A 21,015-nucleotide genomic window follows, 5' to 3' on the forward strand; every position below is an offset into this window, starting at 1 on the left:
TCAGATCGCCTCATCCACCAGGCTGGAGCGGCGGACGCCGCCGGAAACGGTCTGGCCCTGCGGTCCGTACGTTTCCACAGTTTCGGCGAACGCGAGCATGGTTTCGCGGGCTGCGCGCTGGCCGGCCGTGAGCAGGTCGCGGTTCACGTCGGCGAGGGCGCTGATCTCGGAGGTGAGCAGCAGGAACGCCTTGCGGTGCTGGTGCAGCAGGTCGGACCACGGCTCACCGGCCGCGTCGGCGAGCTCGCCCAGCGACGCCTCGGGCGACAGGCCGAGCTCGACCGCGACGTCCTGGGCGTAGGCGGCCCGGATGACCTCGGTCTGCCGGATCTGGTCCAGCACCACCTCGACCTCGCGGGTCGCGTGACTCAGCCAGCGAGAACGGCCGGCCGCCAGGAGCAACTGCTCCTCCTCGAGCTTGAACAGCAGCATCTCGAGCAGCTCGCGTGCACGCCACAGGACGCTGGCCAGGTCGGTAAGACTCACCCCTGGTCCTCCGTCTCGCCTTGAAGTGGGGCACGCCCCCGCGACGAACCCGCTCATTCGGACAGGTCGGCACGTCCGACCCTCCGCTGAGGGATTTCCCCCGATCCGGCATCTTCCGGCGTCTCGCGAAGACGTTTCGGGTTTCTGATGATTCGCCGGAAAAGGGCGGTGAAATCTCGGAGACTGCTGGGGAAGCGTCGGCACCGCGCCGACCGGACTGGCGTAACGCCACGGCCCGACGGACTGGGCCGGCACCAAGACCCCTCAAGGAGGAAGCACTCATGGGTCTTCGCATCAATCAGAACATCGCCGCGCAGAACGCCTACCGGAACCTGTCGGTCACCGACAGCCAGATGTCGAAGTCGCTGGAGAAGCTGTCCAGTGGTTTCCGCATCAACCGGGCAGCCGACGACGCGGCCGGCCTCTCCATCTCCGAGGGCCTGCGCTCGCAGGTCGGCGGTCTGAAGGTGGCCGTGCGCAACACGCAGGACGGCGTGAGTGTCGCGCAGACCGCTGAGGGCGCGCTGAACGAGGTCACCTCGATCCTGCAGCGCATGCGTGACCTGTCGGTGCAGGCGGCCAACTCCGGCGCCACCGACACCGCCGCTGCCGGCGCCGCCAACAAGGAGTTGTCGCAGCTCAACGCCGAGCTCGACCGCATCGGCGACACCACCGCGTTCGGCAAATCCAAGCTGCTCGACGGCTCGTTCGGCTCGGTCACCAAGACCGCTTCGACGGGCACCCTGGTCCAGGCCGACGTGAAGACGGCGACCGATGCCGGCGTCGCGCTGCAGATCGACAAGATCGGCGGCAAGACCCTGTACGCCGCGGACGGCGTCACACCGGCGCCACTGAACATCGGCCTCGCCGCCAATGAACTGCCCGACGACGCCACGGCGCAGGACGTCGCCACGAAGGTCAACGAGAAGCTCACCACAGCCCTCAAGGCCGCCGGTTACCAGGGCACAGAGGTCCGCATGTCGGCCAGCACCGACAGCGCCGGCAACTCGACCTTCACGCTGAGCGGCTCGGTCGCGTTCGAGGCATCCGGCGCCGGCGCGACCTCTCTGAAGATCGACACCACGGTAGGCAACATGGTCGCGACCACCGGCGGCAACACGGGCAAGTTCCAGGTCGGCGCCAACAAGAACGAGTCGATCAACATCTCGATCGGCGCGGTCGATTCGAAAACGCTCGGCACCGCGTCACTCAACCTGTCGACGAACCCGGACGACGCCATCGCCGTCCTCGACAGGGCGCTCCAGTCGGTCTCCGACAACCGTGCCTCGCTCGGTGCCGTCCAGAACCGCTTCGAGCACACCATCAACAACCTCAACGTGGCGGTCGAGAACCTGTCCGCGTCGGAGTCGCGTATCCGTGATACCGACATGGCTCAGGAGATGGTGTCGTTCACCCGGGCGCAGATCCTGACCCAGGCCGGCACCTCGATGCTGTCCCAGGCCAACCAGTCGGCGCAGAACGTCCTCTCGCTGCTGCGCTAACCGAACTGCCACCGACTGCAACTGAATTATCACCGCGAACGACCGAAGAGGTGGGGGTAGCCGTCACAAGCGGCTGCCCCCCGTTTCCTTTCCCGGAAAGGCAGGCTCCGGTGTCCAGTTCCGTTGACGGCCTGGTCAGTGGCCTCAGCACGTCCTCGATGATCACGCAGTTGATGAAGGTCGAGGCGGCGCCGCAGAACCGCCTCAAGGCCAAGGTGACCAACGCGCAGACCGCGGTCACCGCGTACCAGACCGTAAACACCAAGCTCGCCGCTTTCAAGGCCGCGGCCGACGACCTGAGTCAGCTCAGCACGTGGCGCGGCATCAAGGCCACCAGCAACTCGCCATCGGTCACGGCGAGCGCCCTGACCGGCACCAACGGCGCCGCCGGCACCACCACGTTCAACGTCAAGGCGCTGGCCACGAGCCAGCTCTCGACGGCTCGGGTGCCTAGCACCGGCAACATCGTCGACGCCGACACGATCACCGTGACGGTCGGCCCGCTCGACGGCAGCATGCAGGACGACGGCGTCACCCCGAAGGACAAGACCGTCACGATCGACGTCAGCAAGGACAAGAGCGCGCAGGGCGTCGCGAACGCCCTCAACGCGGCCGGCATCGGCGTCAAGGCGGCCCTGGTCTCGACCGGCACGGCCGACAGGGTGCTCCAGCTCAGCGGTGTGAAGACGGGCACCGACAACAAGTTCAGCGTGACCGGGCTCGGCACGACGAGTACGTCGGTCGACCTGCGCGACGCGGCCCAGGCCGGCAATGCCCTGATCCAGATCGGCGGCGGCAACAACGACCCGAGCGGCGCCGGCTACGACGTCACCAGCACCACCAACACGTTCAGCGGCCTCATGCCCGGCGTCTCGATCGCGGTCTCCAAGGTCGAGGACAACGTCACCGTCAACGCGACCGGCGACGTGACCGGCATCGCCGACAAGTTCCAGGCGCTCGTCGATGCGGCCAACTCCACCCTGTCCGAGATCAGCAAGCAGACCGCGTACGACTCGGCCACCAAGAAGAGCTCGCCCCTGACCGGCGACTTCGCGGTGCGCAACATGAGCCAGCAGATCCTCAGCTCGATCAGCCAGGGCCTGAGCTACCAGGACCCCGACTGGGTCAAGCCGGACAACAACCCGAACGCCAAACCCGACATGATCGACTTCGGCTCGCTCGCCAAGCTGGGCATCTCGCTGGACCGCTCGGGCAGGCTCAACTTCGACGCGACGAAGTTCAAGAACTCGTACGCGGAGAACCAGAGCACGATCCAGGCGGCCGGCATCGGGTTCGCCGACCAGATGGAGAAGATGACCACCGACATGACGAACAACGTCAAGTCGGTCATCACGGGCCGGACCAGCGAGATCGACCGGTTCTCGTCGCAGATCGCGGAATGGGACGTCCGGCTCTCAGCCCGCAGGCTCGCGCTGCAGAAGCAATACTCCGACCTGGAGGTCTCGCTCGGCAAGCTGAAAGAGAAGTCGAGCTGGCTGGCCGGACAGCTCGGCTGACCCGCCGGCCACTCGTGACCCATAGACCCGGCCAGCCACCGGGGCCTGACCGCCGAGGAGACCGATGACCGCCCCGAACCTTCGCAACCGCTACCTGCAGGACTCCATCAACACGGCGTCACCGGCCAAGCTGCTGATGATGCTGTACGACCGACTGATCCTCGACCTGATGCAGGGCGAGGAGGCCATCCGCGCCGGCGAGCTGGAGAACGCCCACGAGAAGCTGACGCACGCTCAGGAGATCATCATCGAGCTCCGCGTCAGCCTCGAGGTGGACGCCTGGTCGGGCGCGCCGGGCCTGGCCAACCTCTACGGCTACCTGATCACCGAGCTGATCGGGGCGAACATCGGCAAGGACGCCGACCGGGTCGCGGTCTGCCGCGGGTTCCTCGAGCCCTTGCGGGATGCCTGGCGAGAGGCGGCCGCTACGGCGGTCGTCGACTGACGGACGGAGGACCGAGGTGAGCGGCGGCGACTGGCGCAGCGCCTGGAACGGGGCGTTGGACGAGCTCGAGCTGGACGTGGCGAACATCGAGGCGATGCTGGCCGACGAGCACCGCCACGCCGAGACCCCGCCGGCCGACCTCTGGAAGCCACCGACCGAGATGGGCGCGCTGCCGCTGGAACTGCGACCGAGGGCCGACGAGATCCTCACCCGCCAGCTCAAGGCGGCCGAGGAGATCGCCCGGCGGCTCACCTCGAACCGGCAGCAGATCGCGATGACCTCCCGGATCGAGACCGGCGAGGCGGTCAAACGGCCTGTCTACGTCGATCGGGCCATGTGACGTCCCGGCACCCCTGATGGGGGTGCCGGGACTTTTCGTGCAACCGGCTGGCAACCGTCTGGCGCTCAGCGGATCGGCGCACAGGCCGAAGGGCATGGTACGAGCGACGGAACGCTCACCGGACAGCCACGGAACGGCACCTTGGACCGACACGAGGAGCTGCTGTGTTCGACGACGTCTCATCGGCCTCCCTGCGCGTCGCCGCGGGCGGTCTCGCGGCCCGGCAGAGCGCCATCGCCAACAACATCGCGAACATCGAGACCCCCGGCTATCGTGCCCGTAAGGTCGAGTTCGAGGAGGCGTTGCGCGGCGCCGTCGCCAAGGGCATGTCACCGCTCGGGGTCGCTCCGCAGACCCGCGACTCGCTGGAGCCCACCCGGCTCAACGGCAGCAACGTCAACCTCGACGAGGAGACGCTGTCCCACATCGACACGACCATGCGCTACCAGCTCACGCTGCGGGCGATGGACACCAAGTACTCGATGCTGCGCGACGCGATCAAGGGAGCCTGAGCATGAGCACTTTCAACGCGATCGGCGTCGCCGGCTCCGGCGTGACCGTCTACCGCAAGTGGCTCGACGCCGTCTCGGACAACATCGCCAACATGAACAACGTCAGCCGGACGTCGGAGAAGGCGTTCCAGGCTCGCTACGTCATGGCCCAGGAGGCCCAGGACGGCAACGGCGTGCAGGTCGGCGGCGTGGCATTCGGCAGCGCCGAGGGTGTGCTGGTGCACGAGCCGGACAACCCGCTGGCCGACAACCAGGGCTACGTGCGCAAGGCCGACATCGACCTGGGCTCGCAGATGGCCCAGATGATGATGGCCCAGCGCGCCTACCAGGCGAACCTCGCGGTCGTCGACCGCGCCAAGGACTCCTACACCGCCGCGATCAACCTCGGAAAGTGAGGTAACTGGCGATGGTTTCTCCGATCAGCGCGATAGGCGGCTTCTCGCCGGTCTCCGGACTCGCCCCGGTCAGCGGCGCCGACGCTATCTCCGGCGCGGGCGCGCTTTCCGGCGCCGGCAAGACGACCGCCGTGCAGGGCGAGCACGAGAGCTTCGCCAGCATGCTGTCGCGGGGCCTCGAGACCGTCTCGGCCGCGCAGAGCAAGGCCGACGACCTCGCCGTCGGCGTCGCCCAGGGCACCGTGCAGGACCCGGCGCAATACACGATGGCGGCTAACGAAGCCCAGCTCGGCCTGCAGATGACGCTCGCCGTTCGCAACAAAGCCGTGGAAGCCTTCCAGGAAATCATGAGGATGCAGGCCTGAGATGACCGACCGCCTTCCCGCTCCGGTCCGCCGCGTCACGAACACGTTCCGGTCCTTCACCCCGGGACAGAAGGCCGTCACGATCGCGGCGGTGCTCGCCCTCGTCATCGGCGGGTACTTCTTCGCCACGTGGGCGTCGAAACCCTCGTACTCCATTCTGTTCAACAACCTGTCGGCCAAGGACGCCAGCGCGATCGTCGAGTCGCTGCAGAAGGCCGGCACGAGCTACGAGCTGGCCAACGACGGCCAGACCGTGCTCGTGCCCCAGGACCAGGTGAACGAGCTGCGCCTGTCGCTGAGCAGCGAGGGGTTGCCCGGCGACGCCGGCACCGGCTATTCGCTGCTCGACCAGCAGGGCATCACTACCAGCGACTTCATGCAGCAGACGAACTACCAGCGCGCGCTCGAGGGCGAGCTCTCCGCCACGATCAAGTCGATCCAGGGCGTCGAGGCGGCCACCGTGCACCTCGTCATCCCCAAGAAGGACGTCTTCGTCGACGAGCAGGACAAGCCGACCGCCTCGGTGCTGGTCGCGTCGAGCTCGACCCAGCCGCTGAGCGCTGATCAGGTCCAGTCGATCATCCACCTCGTGGCGTCGAGCGTGGAGGGTCTCGACCCCACCCAGATCACGGTGGCCGGCGCGGACGGCAAGATCCTGTCGACCGGTGGCGGTGCGGCCATCGGGACCGGTGGTGACAGCGGCACCGAAGCGCAGACCGTGGCCTTCCAGAACCGGATGAACACCAGCCTGCAGACCATGCTCGACAGCGTCGTCGGCCGGGGCAACTCGTCGGTGGTGACCACCGCCGTCCTCGACTTCGACCAGACACAGACGACCAAGAAGACCTTCAACTCCGATCCGTCCGTGCCGGCGCTCAGCGAGCAGACCAACCGCGAGGCCTACAACTCGGCGGAGAACTGCGCGGGCGGCGTGCTCGGCCCCGACAACATCGCCGGCCCGGGTTGTGCGCCCGCCGCCGGTGGTTCCAGCGCCGGCACCGGCCAGTACGAGAACAGCAGCACCATCCGGAACAACGCGATCAACGAGACCCAGGAGGTCCGCAAGAGCGCGCCGGGCGGCGTCCAGCGGCTCACCGTCGCCGTGCTGCTGAACAGCAACGCGGCCGGCACGATCGACCCGGCCCAGGTGCAGCAACTGGTCAGCGCGGCGGCCGGCATCGACGGCACGCGCGGCGACACCGTCGCAGTGTCGGCCATGCCGTTCGACCAGAGCGCCGCCCAGGCCGCCCAGCAAGCCCTCACCGCCTCGACGGTGGCGGCCCAGGAGGCCAAGCAGATGTCGCTGATCAAGACGGGCGCGCTCGGCGCGATCGTCGTGGTCCTGCTGTTCCTGGCCTGGCGGTTCAGCCGCAGAAGCAGAAAGCGCCGGGGCCTGACCCCCGAGGAGCGCAAGCACCTCGAGGACATGCAGGCGGCCCTGGAGGCGCAGCGTCTGGCCGAGCTCAACCAGGCGATCCCCGCCCAGATGCTGGAAGCCGGGATGGCCCGGGACGACACGAACGTGCAGGCTCGCGAGGATCGCCAGCGGGAGATCGGGCAGATGGTCAAGGATCAACCTGACGAGATGGCGGTGCTTCTGCGCGGCTGGCTGGCCGCCGATGTGACGCGCTGACCCTTCGCACGGCGGCCGGCCGCGGGTCGGCCGCCGGGTTGATTCTCTGCTGACGGTCCGAGGGAGTAACGCGTTGACCACACCGGCACTCACCACCATGTCGATGACGGGCGTGCGCAAGGCCGCCATCATGCTCGTCCAGTTCGGCAAGGAGCAGTCCGCGCACATCATGTCGCAGATGTCGGAGAAAGAGGTCGAGATGGTCTCGGCCGAGATCGCCCGGCTCGGCAAACTGGAACCGAACCAGGTCGACGACGTGATGGACGAGTTCTACGCGATGGCGACCACCCGGTACGCCGGGTCGGGCGGCATCGACTACGCCCGTGAGCTGCTCGAGGCGTCGCTGGGCAAGGATCGCGCCGCGCTGATCCTCGACCGGCTCGAAGCCTCGATGAACGACATCCCGTTCAACTTCCTCAGCCACGCCGACCCCCGGCAGCTTCTCTCCTACGTGCAGCACGAACACCCGCAGACGATCGCGCTGGTGCTGGCGCACATCCCCTCGGCGCTCGCCTCGTCGATCCTGGCCGGGCTGCCGATCGAGGTGCAGACCGAGGTCGCGCACCGCATCGCGGTCATGGACCGCACCTCGCCCGACGTGATCCGCCAGGTCGAGCAGGCGTTGCAGCGCAAGCTCTCGACCGTGCTGCAGCCCGACGAGCTCTCCACGGTCGGTGGCCTGCAGCCGCTGGTCGAGATCATCAACCGCGCCGACCGTACGACCGAGCGCCTCATCCTGGAGGCCCTGGACGCGCGCAGTCCCGAGCTGGCCGAGGAGATCCGCCGGCGCATGTTCATGTTCGAGGACATCATCCACCTCGAGGACCGCGCGGTGCAGCTCGTGCTGCGCCAGGTCGAGCCGGCCGATCTGGCCACCGCGCTCAAGGGCGTACCCGAGCCCGTACGCGACAAGGTCACCAAGAACCTCTCCGAGCGCGGCCGTGACAACCTGCTCGAGGAGATCGACCTGCTCGGCCCAGTGAAGATCAAGATGGTCGAGGAAGCGCAGGCCAAGATCGTCTCCGTGATCCGCTCGCTCGAGGAATCCGGGCAGATCGAGGTCCAGCGCGGCGGCGAGGCCGATGAGCTCATCGCCTGAGAACGGCAGCCCGGTGCTGCGCGGCACGATGGCCGACTCGGCCGCCGCCGCGCGGTTCGGCGTCGACCTGCGCACCGGACTGCCGGCCGGCGGCGACACGGTCGACCGCGCCAAGCAGTCGGCCCGCACCGCCGGCTATGCCGAGGGCTGGGCGCAGGGCCAGCGTGAGGCGGCGGCCGCGGCCCAGAACGCGTCGGCCCGGGCGTCGGCTGCCGAGCAGGCGTTCGAGCAGCGCCGGGCGACCGCGCTGGCCCAGGCCGTCAACGCGCTCGGCCGGGCCGTGACCGAGCACGAGAACCAGCTCATGCCGACCCTCGCCGAGCTGCACGAGGTACTCCTCGCGCACGCCTTCGAGCTGGCCGAGGCGATCGTCGGCCGCAGCCTCGACGACCCGCAGGGCCGCACCGTGGCCGCGGTGCGACGGGCCATGGCGGCCACCCCCGAGACCGGCAAGCTGGTCGTCAGCCTGCACCCGGACGACTATCAGACGCTCGTCGGCGAGGCCGGCGACACGGATTTCGACTACGAGGGACGCCAGGTCCGCCTGCGCCCCGACGACGCGCTGCGACCCGGCGACGCCATCGCCGAGACCGGCATGTCGACGGTGGACGCCACCATCGCGGCCGCGGTCGCACGGGCCCGGGAAGCGCTGCGGCTGCATTAGGGGACCACATGACCGACGTATTCCGGCATCGCATGTCGGCGGCCCTGGAAGCGGCCCGCCCTCTCACCCGGGGCAAGGTGACCGGCGCGGTCGGTCTGCGCGTGACTGTCAGCGGCGTCGACGCGCGCGTCGGCGACCTGCTGCAGATGGGCGACGGCCCGGACGCGGTCTATGCCGAGGTGGCCGCGATCGACGGCGAGAAACTGTCCTGCCTGCCGCTCGGCCCGATCGCCGGGCTGGGCGCGGGCACGCCGGTGACCAGCACCGGAGGCCCGCTGCGGGTGGCGGTCGGGCCCGACCTGCAGGGCCGCATCCTGGACGGGCTGGGACGCCCGATGGACGGCGGTCCCCCGCTGCGTGGTCACCTGGTCAGCATCGACTCGGCGCCCCCGTCGGCGATGGAGCGCCAGCTCGTCGACGTTCCGATGTCCCTGGGCGTACGGGTCCTGGACACGCTCGTGCCGTGCGGGCGCGGGCAGCGCATCGGCATCTTCGCCGGCTCCGGCGTCGGTAAGTCGACCCTGATGAGCATGATCACCCGAGGCACCTCGGCCGAGCTGAACGTGGTGGCCCTGGTCGGCGAGCGTGGCCGCGAGGTACGCGAGTTCATCGAGCACGACCTGGGCGAGGAGGGTCTGGCGAGGTCGGTGGTGGTGATCGCGACCTCGGACACGCCGCCGCTCGTACGCCTGCGGGCCGGGGCGGTGGCCACCCGGATCGCCGAGTACTACCGCGACGAGGGCGCCGACGTGCTGCTCATGATGGACAGCGTGACCCGTGCGGCGATGGCGCAGCGCGAGGTGGGGCTGTCGGTGGGCGAGCCGCCGGCCACCCGCGGATATCCGCCGTCGGTCTTCGCGATGCTGGCCTCGCTGCTGGAGCGGGCCGGGCCGGGCGCGCGGGGCAGCATCACCGGCCTCTATACCGTGCTGGTCGAGGGCGACGACCACAACGAACCGATCGCCGACGCGGCCCGGTCGATCCTCGACGGTCACATCGTGCTCGACCGCAAGCTGGCCACGGCCGGCCACTTCCCGAGCATCCAGGCCCTCGACTCGATCTCCCGCGTAGCCAACAAGATCACCACGCCGGAGCAGCGGTCCGACGCCACCGAGCTGCGCCGGATGATGGCCGCCTATCGCGAGGTGCGCGAGCTGGTCGAGATCGGGGCGTACGTGGCGGGGACCAACCCGGACGCCGACCGCGCCACCGCCGTCTGGCCGCAGATCACCGCCTTTCTGCGCCAGGGCCTCGACGAACGCGTCACCGCCGACGAGGCCTGGGCCCAGCTCAGAGCACTCATCCAATCCGCCTGATCGCGACTCGCCCGCGATTCGTCCGTCGATGAGGGGGCGCTCGGTTTTCCGACGGCCGCCGGTTTTGCGGACGGCGGAAAACCGGGCGCCCCCTCATCGGCCTCAAGGGGCGAATCGCCCGCGGAGCGAAGCGGAGCAATTAGGCACAGTTGCTTAACGGGTGCAGGTACTCAGCAGTTCGGTTGGCGCGCCGACCGGATAAGTGAGGGCCCGTCCGCGCGCAAGGAGGCAGTACGTTGAATCGCTTCTTCCGACTCTCGCCTGTCCTGCGCGCCCGAAAGGCCCAGGAAGACGCGGCCAAGGGCGCCGTGATCCAGTCGCGGGCCGAGATCCGTCAGGCCGAGCAACTGGTCCGCCGCCGCCAGCTCGACCTGGTCGGTTCCGACGCCCCGACCGAGGGCACCGCCCGCGCGATGGTCGCGTCCCTGGTGGCCCGCCAGTCGCTCGCCGGCGCGCTGATGAGCGCCCACCGCATGGTCTCCGACGCCGAGGAGGTCGAGCGCGAGCGCATGGCCGTACTGGCCGACGCGGCCAAACGACGTCGCGCGGTCGAGATGATGGCCGAGCGGCACGCCGAGATGGTGCGGGCCAACGACTTGCGCGTCGAACAGGCCAACCTGGACGAGATCGCACTGACCACCAAGGCTCGCAACGAGGCCCGCGGAGTCGCCGAATGATGGGTGTCTCGGGGGTGCTCAACCGCATCCAGGTGCTGCAGGGGCACCTCGGGCTCGCACCGGTCAATCCGGCGCCGGGCGCGACGGGCACGGTCACCAGCCAGGGCGCCGACCCGACCTTCGCCTCGGCGCTGGCCGACGCCACCGGCGGGCCGGGAAGCATGAGGCTGAACAGCCAGGCGACGGGTCAGGACGTGGTCGACGCGGCCAAGAAATACCTCGGGACCCCGTACGTCTTCGGCAGCACCGACCCGGACCGTGGGCTCGACTGCTCGGCGCTGGTGCAGCGTGCCTTTGGAGACCTGGGCATCAAGGTGCCCCGTCTGTCGCACCAGCAGGCCAAGGCGGGCGAGCCGGTGGCCAACCTGGCGCAGGCCAAGCCGGGCGACATCCTCGCCTTCGACTCCCCCGTCGACCACGTCGCCATCTACCTGGGCGACAACAAGATGATCGCGGCCCCCAAGCCGGGAGACCAGGTCAAGGTCCAGACCGTGTACGAGAAGCCGACGCACATCCGCCGGGTGGTGTCGGACTTCCCCACGATCTCCGCGCCGGCCGCGGTCCGCCCCGCCGGACTGCAGGGAAGCAGCGCGCTGAACGGGGTGCCGTACTCGGATCTGTTCGTGAAGGCCGGCAACCGGTACGGCGTCTCGCCCAAGCTGCTCGCCGCGGTCGCCAAGGTCGAGTCCGGGTACGACCCCAGCGCGGTCAGCAAGGCCGGGGCGCAGGGCCTCATGCAGCTCATGCCGTCGACGGCCAAGGGGCTCGGCGTGCGTGACTCGTTCGACCCGGAGCAGGCCATCAACGGCGGGGCCAAGCTGCTGGCCCGCAATCTGCGCGAGTTCAAATCGCTGCCGCTGGCCCTGGCGGCCTACAACGCGGGCGGCGGAGCGGTGCACAAGTACGGCGGCATCCCGCCGTTCTCGGAGACCCAGGCATACGTCCCGAAGGTCCAGAAGGCCCTCACCGCGCTCGGCGGCTGAGCAGGATCGCCCCAACCTGAGGAGAGCCGCAATGAAATCGCCGAATCACGTCAGCGGGGCCGACCGCGCGTCGTCGGCCGACGTCGGCCGACGTCCTCCTAAGCGGGGCGAGGGCGGGGAGGAGTTCGGGTCGGCGCTGTCGGCCGAGCTCGACCGGACGGAACGCGACGGGCGGACCACGGCGGAGGGCCGGGACGATCGGCGCGCGGCGGACCGGGCCACGGATCGTGCGGCCGACCAGCGCGCCGCCACCGCCGACCGGGCCGCCGACCGGGCCGCCGACCGGCGGGCGGCGGCCGAGCGCGCCGCCGGGCGCAGTGCTCTGCAGAGGGACACGGCTCACCGCGATGCCACGACCGACCGCGCGGACCGGGGCCGGGCCGACGCTGAGCAGCGGGACACGGGCCGTTCCGAGGTTCAGGCCGATCGGTCCTCGAACGGGCCGGCCCGATCCGGTGACGCCGCGGACCGGGCGGGCCGTTCCGAGGCCGGCGCCGATCGTGTCTCGACGAGTGACCGGGGCGCCGCGGAGAACGACGACACTCGGCCCACCGAACAGTCGACCGTCGCACCGGCCGGTCCCACTGACGCGGCAGCCGCGCAGGCCGGCGCCGCCCTCGCCGCGACGATTCCCTCCGGGGAGGCCGCGCCGAACCCGCCCGCCGATGCCACCGTCGAAACACCCGTACCAGGGCCTCCGGCGACTGCTGACGCCTCGCCGCCCGCCTCCGGATCCGCGCCCGCCGCCGGGGCCCCGCCCGCCCTCGGACCCGCCGCACCCGCCACTCCCGGAGGCGAGGTACCCACGGCCGGCACACAGGCCACCAGCCCGGCGACCCCCGCCGGACCGGCACCTCAGGGGACCGCCGCCCCCGGGGCACCTATCCCGCCCGCCCTGGCCGCCCAACTGGCCCAGAACGCGGCCGCCACGACGCCGGACCAGCCGGCGACGGGCACCACCGGCACCGCGACACCGGCCGGCCCGGCCGCGGCCGCCGAAGCCACCGCAGCCCTCACGTCCACCACCACCGCCGCCGGACCGGTCATGGCCGGTCCTCGGCCGGCCGGTCTGGCGCCCCAGCCCGACGCGACAACGCCGCCCACCGATGCCGCGCCCACGTCCACGTCCACACCCATGCCCGCCGACCCCGTTCCGGCTGACCCCAACGCTGCTCCGGCGCCCGGCGCTCCCGCGGCCCAGTCCGCCGGCCCGCTTCCGGATCAGGCCACGACGGCGAATCCCGTCAACCCGGCGGCCGCCCCCGGTGTGGCGCCCGACGGCGCGGCCACCGACGCGCTCGGCCAGGCGGGCATCGCCGGTGTCTCGGGTCCACAGGCGACCGCTCCGGCCGCTCCCGCCGCAGGCGCCCCGCCGCCACCCGCTTCGGGCGCGCCCACGCCGCCGCCGGCCGCCCAGGTCGCCATGCGGATCGTGCCGCTGAAGCTGGACGCCGACGGCGTGCACCGGCTGACCGTGCACCTGCACCCGGTCGACCTGGGGCCCGTGCAGGTCGTCGCCGAGATCCGCAACGGCGACATCAACGTGCAGCTCACCAGCGGCACCGAGGCCGGCAACGACGCGCTGCGCAACGCCCTCGACGACCTGCGGAGGCAGCTGGACGACGCCGGCTTCCGCAACACGACGCTCGACCTGCGCCAGGGCAACGCGCAGCAGGAGCAGGCGCGGCAGCAGTTCGGGCCCGGGACGCCCGGTGGCGGACGACGCGAGACCGGGCCGGCCGCGGCGCCGGCCGAGACGAACACCCCGACGATCCGCCCGGCCGCGCCGGGCAGCAGCCGCCTGGACACCCACGCCTGAGGCAGCAACAAAGCAGAAGGGGTGGCCGCTGAACGCGGCCACCCCTTCTGCTTGTTTCTTACGCCTCGTGCACGTCCATCGGGGTTGGTGTCACCGGGGTGCCTTCCGGCTTCCCCTCCGGCCGGCCGTAACCGGCGGTGACGAATCGCAACCCCGCGAGCAGCAGGGCGGCGATGGGCACCGCGATCACGAACCGGATCAGTACCTCGGTGATGTCGACCTGGTCGAGAACGTACCGGTACAGTGCCGGCGCGCTGATCAGCAGCGCGAACAGCAGGACCGACGGACGGATCACTGCCGCGCCGATCGGGTGACGCGCCGCGGAGCCGCGGCCACCGGCATGACGTCCGAGGCGATCCGCGCGCAGAGCATGGCGGCCCAGGCGTGCGGAGTGGCCGGCTTGCCGTCCAGCGAATAGACGGGCAGTTCCAGGCCGAGCACCGACGCCGGGTCGGCCGTCAGCTCGACGCCGTGCACCACCAGCGACTCGACCTCGCCGAGCGTGCGCAGGTGGCGGGCCGTGTCGGCGGTCTTGCGGGTGGCGTCGACGACGGCCCACAGCGCCGTGGCCCCGATCGCGTCGCACATCTCGTTGATCCAGATCGGGTCGCTGCCACCGACCGGGGCCTCCAGCACCACGACCCAGGGGTCCTCGGCCGTCTGCAGCTTCTCGGCGCGCTGCTCGGCCGCCTCCGGCGTGGAGATCAGCCGCGACGAGTGCAGCCCGGTGCCGGCCGTCGAGTGGGCGGCGAGCAGGAGATGGTTCTCCGACACGCCGATCTGCTCGAGCAGGTCACGGCCGATCGTGACGCCCAGGTTGAGGTCGCCCGCGAGCACCAGGATCTCGCCGGGACCGTCGGGGACGGCCGGGGCGGCGGGACGCGCGGCCAGCACGCTCAGCACCCCGGCGTACGTGTCCCCGCCGGTGATCTGCCGGGCCATCGGCTCGGGCATGCCGACCGTCATCAGGTTGCGGATGACCGGGTCGGCGTCACCCACCGGAGCCACCGCGGCGCCCGCCACGGCCGGTACGGCGGCGGCCGGCGAGACGGGCGCCGGCATCGCCGAGACCGGTGCGGCCTGCGGGAAGCCGTACGGCTCATCGACGGGACCGGGTGGGTCGATCTCGACCGCGCTGGCGGCCAGGCCCCCGATCCGCTCGGCCAGGCTGGGCGCCGTCGACGTCTGCGCCACGATCGGCGCGGGCGGCGGGGCGACCGGCGCGACCGGGGCAGGCGGCGCGGCGGGCGACTGGGGCGCCATCGGCGGCGAGGCCGGCGTACGGGGCGGCGTGTTCAGCGCCGGCTCGCTCGCGGCGGCCGGGCGGAACGGCCGTACCGTCGGGGTGTCCTCTCGCGGCTCGGCCTTGGGCCGGGTCGTGAGCCGCTCGGTGGTGTCTCCGCCGTTCAGGCCGGCCATCAGCTCGGCGAAGGCGGCTCCGGTGTCGCCGAGAGCGGCGGACCGGCCCTCGTCGGCGCCGAAGTTGTTCTCGGGCGACGGCCGCGGTGTCGCCTCGGTCGGCCGGGAGATCCCGAACGACGCCGGCGTCACCGATCGCGGCGAGGCCGTGCCGAACCCGCGTGCGGCGCCCGGGGCCGGTTCGTCCATCCGGTCCTGCGACTCGGCCCGTTCCAGAAGCCGCTCCAAGCTGTGCTGGCCGTCGTCGGCCGTCTTCGTGCGTTGCGACATGTCTGTCCTGTCCTCGTTCGGGTCCGGCACTTCGACGGACAGCTCGTAATGCTGTTTCGCGAAGAAGCCGCCGACGCCGCCACTGCGGACTTTGTCGGCTGAGATGATCCGGACACGGGAGCCGTACTCATCGCGTACCTGAGCCAGCAACGGCTCGATCGCCGGCCCCTCAAGCAGCACCCGCGTAGGCACCGTTCACCACCCCTATCGTCTCGATCTGTGCTGTGGAACCAGAGATTTCGCCGTACGAGAGCACCTGAACCCGGCGTGAGCCGGCGCGCAGAAGACGCATCAGGGGCAGTCGCAGCTGTGGCGAGCAGGCCAGCACCGGTGCCAGGCCCTGCTGTTCCGCGGTTTCGGCGAGCCGGGCCGCCTCGCTGACGATCGACTCGGCACGCATGCCGTCGATCGCCATGAAGGCCCCGGTCTCGCTGGGCCGCAGAGATTCGAGCAGCTGCTGCTCGAGCATGGGATCGAGCGTGATCACCGTGAGGCGGCCGCCGGCCGTGTACTGGGCCGCGATGGCCGGGCCCAGAGCCGCGCGGGCTGCCTCGACCAGGCTGTCCTGGTCGACGGAGACCTTCGCTCGTAGGGAGAGCGCCTCGAAGATGCGCACCAGGTCGCGTACCGGCACGCCCTCGTCGAGCAGCGCCTGCAGAACCTTCTGGATCTGGCCGAGGCTGAGCACGGCCGGGGTCAGCTCCTCGACGACCACCGGGTGGGTGCGCTTGACCATCTCGGCCAGCGCCCGCACGTCCTCGCGCCCGAGCAGGCGGCTGGCGTTGCTGCGCACCACCTCGGCCAGGTGCGTGATGATCACGCTGGCCCGGTCGACGACGGTCGCACCGGAGAGCTCGGCCTGATAGTGCAGCTCGGCGGGGACCCACTTGCCGGGGAGGCCGAAGACCGGTTCGACACCGGCCCGGCCGGGCAGGCCCTGCAACCCGTCGCCGATGGCCAGCACCGTGCCGGGCGGCGCCTCGCCGGTGCCGGCGTCGACGCCCGAGATGCGGATGGCGTACGAGGAGAGGGGCAGATCGAGGTCGTCCCGGGTGCGCACCGGCGGCATGATCACGCCGAGCTCCATCGCCATCTTGCGGCGCAGGGCCCGAACCCGGTCGAGCAGGTCGCCGCTGCTGGCGTCGACGAGGTCGACCAGGTCGGGCGACAGGGCCAGTTCCAGCGGGTCGACCCGCATCTCGCCGAGGAGTTGTTCCGGCGAGTCGGCCGGTGGCATGTCGACGGTCTCGGCCGCCGCAGCCGCCGCGGCGGCTTCCGCCTCGGGCACCGGGTCCTTGATGCGCTGGGCGGCCACCAGCACGGCCACACCGACCAGCAGGAACGGGACCTTGGGCAGGCCGGGGATGACGCAGAGGGCGAGAGCGGCGCCGCCCGCGATGCGCAGCGCGAGCTTGTTCTGGCCGAGCTGGGCGGTGACGGTTGAGCCCATGTCGCCCGAGGTGGCCGAGCGGGTCACGATCAGACCGGTGGCGACCGAGAGGAGCAGCGCGGGGATCTGGGAGACCAGGCCGTCGCCGATGCTCAGCAGGCTGTAGTGGTTTATCGCGTCGCCGGCGGACATGCCCTGCTGGGCCACGCCGATCGCGAACCCGCCGATCAGGTTGATCAGCGTGATGATGACGGCGGCGATGGCGTCGCCCTTGACGAACTTGGAACCACCGTCCATCGCGCCGTAGAACTCGGCCTCGGCGCCGACCTCGGCGCGGCGCTGCTTGGCCTGGTCCTCGTCGATCAGGCCGGCGTTCAGGTCGGCGTCGATCGCCATCTGCTTGCCGGGCATGGCGTCGAGGGTGAAGCGGGCACCGACCTCGGCCACCCGCTCGGCGCCCTTGGTCACCACGATCATCTGGACGATCACCAGGATCAGGAAGATCACCAGACCGATGACCAGGTTGCCGCCGACCACGAAGCTGCCGAAGGCGTGGATCACCTTGCCGGCGTCGCCGTCGCGCAGCACGAGCCGCGTCGCGCTGATATTGAGGGCCAGCCTGAACAGCGTGGCCACGAGCAGCAGCGCCGGGAAGACCGAGAAGTCGAGCGGCTTCTGCACGAACATGCTGACCAGCAGGATCAGGAGGGCGCCGGTGATGTTGACCGCGATCAGCGTGTCCAGCAGGAAGGTCGGCATGGGCACGACCATCATGAGGATGATGCCGATGACCCCGACGGGGACGGCAAGCTTGCTGACGCCTCGGTTCTTCACGGCACCTTCCAGGAGTGGACGGTGAACCATCCCTGCGGTCGCGTTTTTCTGTTCGGCGGTCAGCCGCCGACGCTGAGCGGGGACTGCTCATTCACAAGGCGATCCTCCCCCGTTCGAGGGACCTATGTGAGGAAATCTCCTAACTTTTCAGTTATGCGGCCTCTGTGGCGGAGGATGGGTTGCGGTGCAGTCCTGCCGACGATCCTTTCGCCTTCAGACTCATGACGAACGCCAGCACCTTGGCCACCGTCCCGAAGAACTCAGCAGGGATCTCGTGTCCCACCTCGACCCCCTTGTAGAGCGCCCGGGCCAGCGGCTTGTCCTCGACCATGGCCACACGGTGCTCGGCCGCCAACTCGCGGATCTTGGTGGCGAGCGGGCCCTGCCCCTTGGCCACCACGCGCGGCGCGCCCTTCTGCGGCTCGTAGCGCAGCGCGACCGCCACGTGGGTGGGGTTGACCATCACGACGTCGGCGGTCGGCACGTCGGCCATCTGCCGGTTGCGCGACATCGCCATCTGCCGGGCCCGGATCTGCGCCTTGATCAGCGGGTCACCCTCGGAGTTCTTGTACTCCTGTTTGACTTCTTCCTTGGTCATCCGCAGCTGCTTGTTGGTGCGGCGGCGCACGACGAAGTAGTCGGCGGCGGCCATCGCGATGCCGGCCACCGAGGCGGCCCGGATCAGGTTGAGGGTGGCGTCCACGACCGTGCCGAGCAGAGCCGCGAGCGGGAGCTGACCGGCGGTCATCAGCGCCGGGAAGACCTCTTTGGTCGTGGTGTAGAGGACGCCGGCCAGCACAGCCGTCTTGACCAGCGCCTTCGTGCCCTCCCAGAGCGCCTGCGGGCCGAGCATCCGCTTGAGGCCGGGCCACGGGTTGAGCCGGCTGAACTTCGGGATGAACAGCTTGGTGGCGACCCGGATGCCGCCCTGCGCCCCGGCCGCCGCGATGCCGACCACCATCATCGTCAGGCTCAGGGGCAGCACGGCCCACGCCGTACCCATCGCGGCCTGTTTGAGAAGGGCGAACGCGAGGGTCGGCTGGGGGTCGGCGATGACCTCGGGAATCTGGACCATGATCTTCTCGGCGTGCTCCAGCGCCGATTTCATCGTGCGCGGCAGCATCACGCTCGCGGCCAGCATGCCGAACCAGGCGCCGATGTCCTGGCTGCGGCCGATCTGGCCCTCGCGCTTGGCCTTCTTGAGTTTCTGGGGTGTCGGTTGTTCTGTCTTCTCGCCCGACATCGCACCCCCTCCCCTCTAGCCGCGACTTAGCTGGAGCACCGCGCTGACCGAGCGGTCCACCAGCGAGTCGACCACTCCGGGCAGCGCCGTGATGGCGATCCCGGCGATGAGCAGGACCATGAAGATCTTGGCCGGGAAGCCGAGCTGGAACGCGTTGAGCGCCGGGGCGACCCGGTTGAGCAAGCCGAACGCCACGTCGGTGAGGAACAGCACAGCGATCAGCGGTCCGGCGATCTGAATCGCGGCGACGAACATCTCGCCGAGCCCCTTGATGATCAGCTCGGTGAACGTGCTCGCCCCGAAGGACCAATCCAACGGCACCGTACGGAAGGTCTGCAGGAACCCGCGCAGCACCAGTTGGTGGCCGTCGGTGGCAAAGAGCAGCGTGATCGCGACCAGGTTGTAGAGCCGGCCGAAGATCGAGCTCTGGTTCTGCGAGAGCGGGTCGTACCCCATGGCCAGGGTGAAACCGCCGAACAGGTCGATGAGGTCACCGGCGGCCTGCACGGCGGCAAACAGGAGCATGGTGATGAAGCCCAGGCCCGCGCCCACGAAGACCTGGATCAGGATGTTGAAGATGATGTCCGAGGTCTGCAGCGAGGGCAGCGTGCCACGCAGGTGGGGGGCCATCGGCAGGGTCAGGGCGACCGAGAGCAGCGCCTTGACCGGGCCGGGGATGAGCCGGGAGCTGAACGGCGGGCAGAGCATCAGCCAGGCGCCGGTACGGGCCGCGCCGAGCAGCAGGGCGAGCAGTTCGGCGGTCGGCAGGCTGAGGTTCATCCGTACGACTTCACCAGCGCCGTAAGGATCAGTCCCCACCCGTTGACCAGCACGAACAGCAGAAGCTTGAAGGGTAAAGCGACGGTTACCGGGGGCAGCATCATCATGCCCAGGGACATCAGGGAGGCCGAGACGACCATGTCGATCAGCAGGAACGGGATGAAGACGACGAACCCGATGATGAACGCGGCGCGCAGCTCGGAGAGCACGAAGGCCGGGATCAGCGTGGTGAGCTTGACGTCGTCGCGATTCTGCGGCCGCTTGTCCCCGGACAGGTTGATCATCAGCGCCACCTCGTCGTCGCGGGTGGTGCGCCACATGAAGTCCCGCAGCGGCTTGACGCCGGCCTCGAACGCCTGCGACTGGGTCTTGTCGCCCTTCAGATAGGGCTGCACGCCCTGCTCGTTCATGGCCGAGACGGTCGGGCCCATGATGAACAGGCTGATGAACAGGGCCAAGCCGGCCAGCACCTGGTTGGGCGGCATGCTGGTCAGGCCGAGCGCGTTACGCGTGATGCCGAGGACCATGAAGATCTTGGTGAAACAGGTGCAGAGCAGCAGCACCGCCGGCGCGATCGACAGCACCGTCAGGCCGAGCATGATGATCAACGACGTGGCCGGTCGGCTGCCGTCCGGGTTGGTGCCGTTGATGTTCACGTTGATGTTGGGCTGCCCGGGCTTGCCCGGAGGCGTCGGCGGCGCGGGAGCGCGCTGGGGCAGAACTCGCTGGGGCAGAACTCGCTGGGGCAGAACTCGCTCCACCACTGCCGCGGGCGCGCGCTCCACCACTGCCGCGGGCGCGCGGGCCGGCTCGGCCGTGGCCGCCCCGGGCAGCAGGACGAGCGCGAAGCCGAGGCTCGCGAGCAGCAGGAAGAGAGCGCGTTTGATCATCGGTGGCTGGTCCGATCGCGGAGGAACTCCATCGCCGAGCGCCACGTGCGCGGGGAGAGCAGCGAACCGTCGAGCCGCCCGGCGAACCGGCCCGCCGCCGGGTGCCGTCCGGGCAGGCCGGGCGACCCGCCGGCGAGGTCTTCGTCTACGTCGAGGTGGTCGCGGTGCTCGACCGGATGGTGCTCGAAAAGCTCGATCTCGGCCTCGCCCAACAGGCTCACCTGCTGGTCGGTGACCCCGAGGATCATCGCCCGGTCGGCCACCTTGACCACGGTCACCGCGGCGCCCCGGGAGAGCTGCTGCCGGTTGAGCACGACCAGCGGACCGTGTCCGCGGCCGGTCAGCGGCCTGCGGATGAGCCGGGCCAGACCCCACATCATCCCGAGGATGATGAAGAGCGAGAAGCCGATCCGCAGGACGAGCTCCAACAAGGCCG

General features: G+C 70.0%; 22 protein-coding genes. 14 read left to right on the top strand and 8 right to left on the bottom strand.

Annotation, left to right across the window (positions count from 1 at the left end):
- Nucleotides 1-486, bottom strand: a complete 486-nt coding sequence (locus tag EER30_RS04240) for a flagellar protein FlgN (protein WP_127498402.1) — start codon at nucleotides 484-486, stop codon at nucleotides 1-3.
- A gap of 281 nt (nucleotides 487-767) precedes the next feature.
- Here EER30_RS04240 and EER30_RS04245 point away from each other — a divergent pair, with 281 nt between their 5' ends.
- The 14 genes from EER30_RS04245 (at nucleotide 768) to fliK (ending at nucleotide 13,753) form a co-directional block, all read left to right on the top strand.
- Entirely contained in the window at nucleotides 768-1,988 is a 1,221-nt protein-coding gene (locus tag EER30_RS04245; RefSeq protein ID WP_127498404.1) for a flagellin N-terminal helical domain-containing protein, read from the top strand.
- Nucleotides 1,989-2,098: 110 nt separating this feature from the next.
- The gene (gene fliD / locus EER30_RS04250) at nucleotides 2,099-3,505 is read left to right on the top strand and encodes a flagellar filament capping protein FliD (RefSeq protein ID WP_127498406.1); all 1,407 of its coding nucleotides are present in this window, start codon (nucleotides 2,099-2,101) and stop codon (nucleotides 3,503-3,505) included.
- Between the two features lie 64 nt (nucleotides 3,506-3,569).
- Nucleotides 3,570-3,950, top strand: coding sequence for a flagellar export chaperone FliS (gene fliS / locus EER30_RS04255; protein WP_127498408.1), 381 nt, complete (start codon nucleotides 3,570-3,572; stop codon nucleotides 3,948-3,950).
- Between the two features lie 16 nt (nucleotides 3,951-3,966).
- The gene (locus tag EER30_RS04260; protein WP_127498410.1) at nucleotides 3,967-4,290 is read left to right on the top strand and encodes a hypothetical protein; all 324 of its coding nucleotides are present in this window, start codon (nucleotides 3,967-3,969) and stop codon (nucleotides 4,288-4,290) included.
- Between the two features lie 164 nt (nucleotides 4,291-4,454).
- Nucleotides 4,455-4,802, top strand: coding sequence for a flagellar basal body rod protein FlgB (locus tag EER30_RS04265; protein ID WP_127498411.1), 348 nt, complete (start codon nucleotides 4,455-4,457; stop codon nucleotides 4,800-4,802).
- Nucleotides 4,803-4,804: 2 nt separating this feature from the next.
- Nucleotides 4,805-5,197, top strand: coding sequence for a flagellar basal body rod protein FlgC (locus EER30_RS04270; RefSeq protein ID WP_127498413.1), 393 nt, complete (start codon nucleotides 4,805-4,807; stop codon nucleotides 5,195-5,197).
- Between the two features lie 11 nt (nucleotides 5,198-5,208).
- On the top strand, nucleotides 5,209-5,562 hold the full coding sequence (fliE, locus tag EER30_RS04275) for a flagellar hook-basal body complex protein FliE (protein WP_127498415.1): 354 nt from the start codon (nucleotides 5,209-5,211) through the stop codon (nucleotides 5,560-5,562).
- Between the two features lies 1 nt (nucleotide 5,563).
- Nucleotides 5,564-7,195 (top strand): flagellar basal-body MS-ring/collar protein FliF, encoded by a 1,632-nt coding sequence (fliF, locus tag EER30_RS04280; RefSeq protein ID WP_127498417.1) that lies wholly within the window; start codon nucleotides 5,564-5,566, stop codon nucleotides 7,193-7,195.
- Nucleotides 7,196-7,268: 73 nt separating this feature from the next.
- Complete coding sequence (gene fliG, locus EER30_RS04285; RefSeq protein ID WP_127498419.1) at nucleotides 7,269-8,294, top strand: flagellar motor switch protein FliG; 1,026 nt, start codon at nucleotides 7,269-7,271, stop codon at nucleotides 8,292-8,294.
- Complete coding sequence (locus EER30_RS04290) at nucleotides 8,278-8,958, top strand: FliH/SctL family protein (RefSeq protein WP_240669740.1); 681 nt, start codon at nucleotides 8,278-8,280, stop codon at nucleotides 8,956-8,958. Before fliG ends, EER30_RS04290 begins: the two co-directional genes overlap by 17 nt.
- A gap of 8 nt (nucleotides 8,959-8,966) precedes the next feature.
- The gene (locus tag EER30_RS04295) at nucleotides 8,967-10,274 is read left to right on the top strand and encodes a FliI/YscN family ATPase (protein WP_127498421.1); all 1,308 of its coding nucleotides are present in this window, start codon (nucleotides 8,967-8,969) and stop codon (nucleotides 10,272-10,274) included.
- 236 nt (nucleotides 10,275-10,510) lie between these two features.
- On the top strand, nucleotides 10,511-10,951 hold the full coding sequence (locus EER30_RS04300; RefSeq protein ID WP_127498423.1) for a flagellar FliJ family protein: 441 nt from the start codon (nucleotides 10,511-10,513) through the stop codon (nucleotides 10,949-10,951).
- Nucleotides 10,948-11,934, top strand: a complete 987-nt coding sequence (locus EER30_RS04305) for a transglycosylase SLT domain-containing protein (protein ID WP_127498425.1) — start codon at nucleotides 10,948-10,950, stop codon at nucleotides 11,932-11,934. Before EER30_RS04300 ends, EER30_RS04305 begins: the two co-directional genes overlap by 4 nt.
- 31 nt (nucleotides 11,935-11,965) lie before the next feature.
- Nucleotides 11,966-13,753: a flagellar hook-length control protein FliK gene (gene fliK / locus EER30_RS04310; RefSeq protein WP_127498427.1), complete on the top strand. Its 1,788-nt coding sequence runs from the start codon at nucleotides 11,966-11,968 to the stop codon at nucleotides 13,751-13,753.
- A 58-nt stretch (nucleotides 13,754-13,811) separates the two neighbouring features.
- Here fliK and EER30_RS04315 read toward each other — a convergent pair whose 3' ends face one another.
- From EER30_RS04315 to EER30_RS04345, 7 genes are all read right to left on the bottom strand, one after another.
- Nucleotides 13,812-14,048, bottom strand: coding sequence for a hypothetical protein (locus tag EER30_RS04315; RefSeq protein WP_127498429.1), 237 nt, complete (start codon nucleotides 14,046-14,048; stop codon nucleotides 13,812-13,814).
- Complete coding sequence (locus EER30_RS04320; protein WP_164842220.1) at nucleotides 14,045-15,634, bottom strand: hypothetical protein; 1,590 nt, start codon at nucleotides 15,632-15,634, stop codon at nucleotides 14,045-14,047. Before EER30_RS04320 ends, EER30_RS04315 begins: the two co-directional genes overlap by 4 nt.
- Nucleotides 15,612-17,666: a flagellar biosynthesis protein FlhA gene (flhA, locus tag EER30_RS04325; RefSeq protein WP_127498431.1), complete on the bottom strand. Its 2,055-nt coding sequence runs from the start codon at nucleotides 17,664-17,666 to the stop codon at nucleotides 15,612-15,614. Before flhA ends, EER30_RS04320 begins: the two co-directional genes overlap by 23 nt.
- Nucleotides 17,667-17,817: 151 nt before the next feature.
- Nucleotides 17,818-18,909, bottom strand: coding sequence for an EscU/YscU/HrcU family type III secretion system export apparatus switch protein (locus tag EER30_RS04330; protein ID WP_127498433.1), 1,092 nt, complete (start codon nucleotides 18,907-18,909; stop codon nucleotides 17,818-17,820).
- 15 nt (nucleotides 18,910-18,924) lie between these two features.
- Entirely contained in the window at nucleotides 18,925-19,689 is a 765-nt protein-coding gene (gene fliR, locus EER30_RS04335; protein ID WP_127498435.1) for a flagellar biosynthetic protein FliR, read from the bottom strand.
- The gene (gene fliP / locus EER30_RS04340; protein ID WP_127498437.1) at nucleotides 19,686-20,579 is read right to left on the bottom strand and encodes a flagellar type III secretion system pore protein FliP; all 894 of its coding nucleotides are present in this window, start codon (nucleotides 20,577-20,579) and stop codon (nucleotides 19,686-19,688) included. Before fliP ends, fliR begins: the two co-directional genes overlap by 4 nt.
- Complete coding sequence (locus tag EER30_RS04345) at nucleotides 20,576-21,010, bottom strand: FliO/MopB family protein (RefSeq protein ID WP_127498439.1); 435 nt, start codon at nucleotides 21,008-21,010, stop codon at nucleotides 20,576-20,578. Before EER30_RS04345 ends, fliP begins: the two co-directional genes overlap by 4 nt.
- Between the last annotated feature and the right edge of the window lie 5 nt (nucleotides 21,011-21,015).

The sequence above is a fragment of the Actinoplanes solisilvae genome (genome assembly GCF_003999975.1).
Lineage (GTDB): Bacteria > Actinomycetota > Actinomycetes > Mycobacteriales > Micromonosporaceae > Actinoplanes > Actinoplanes solisilvae.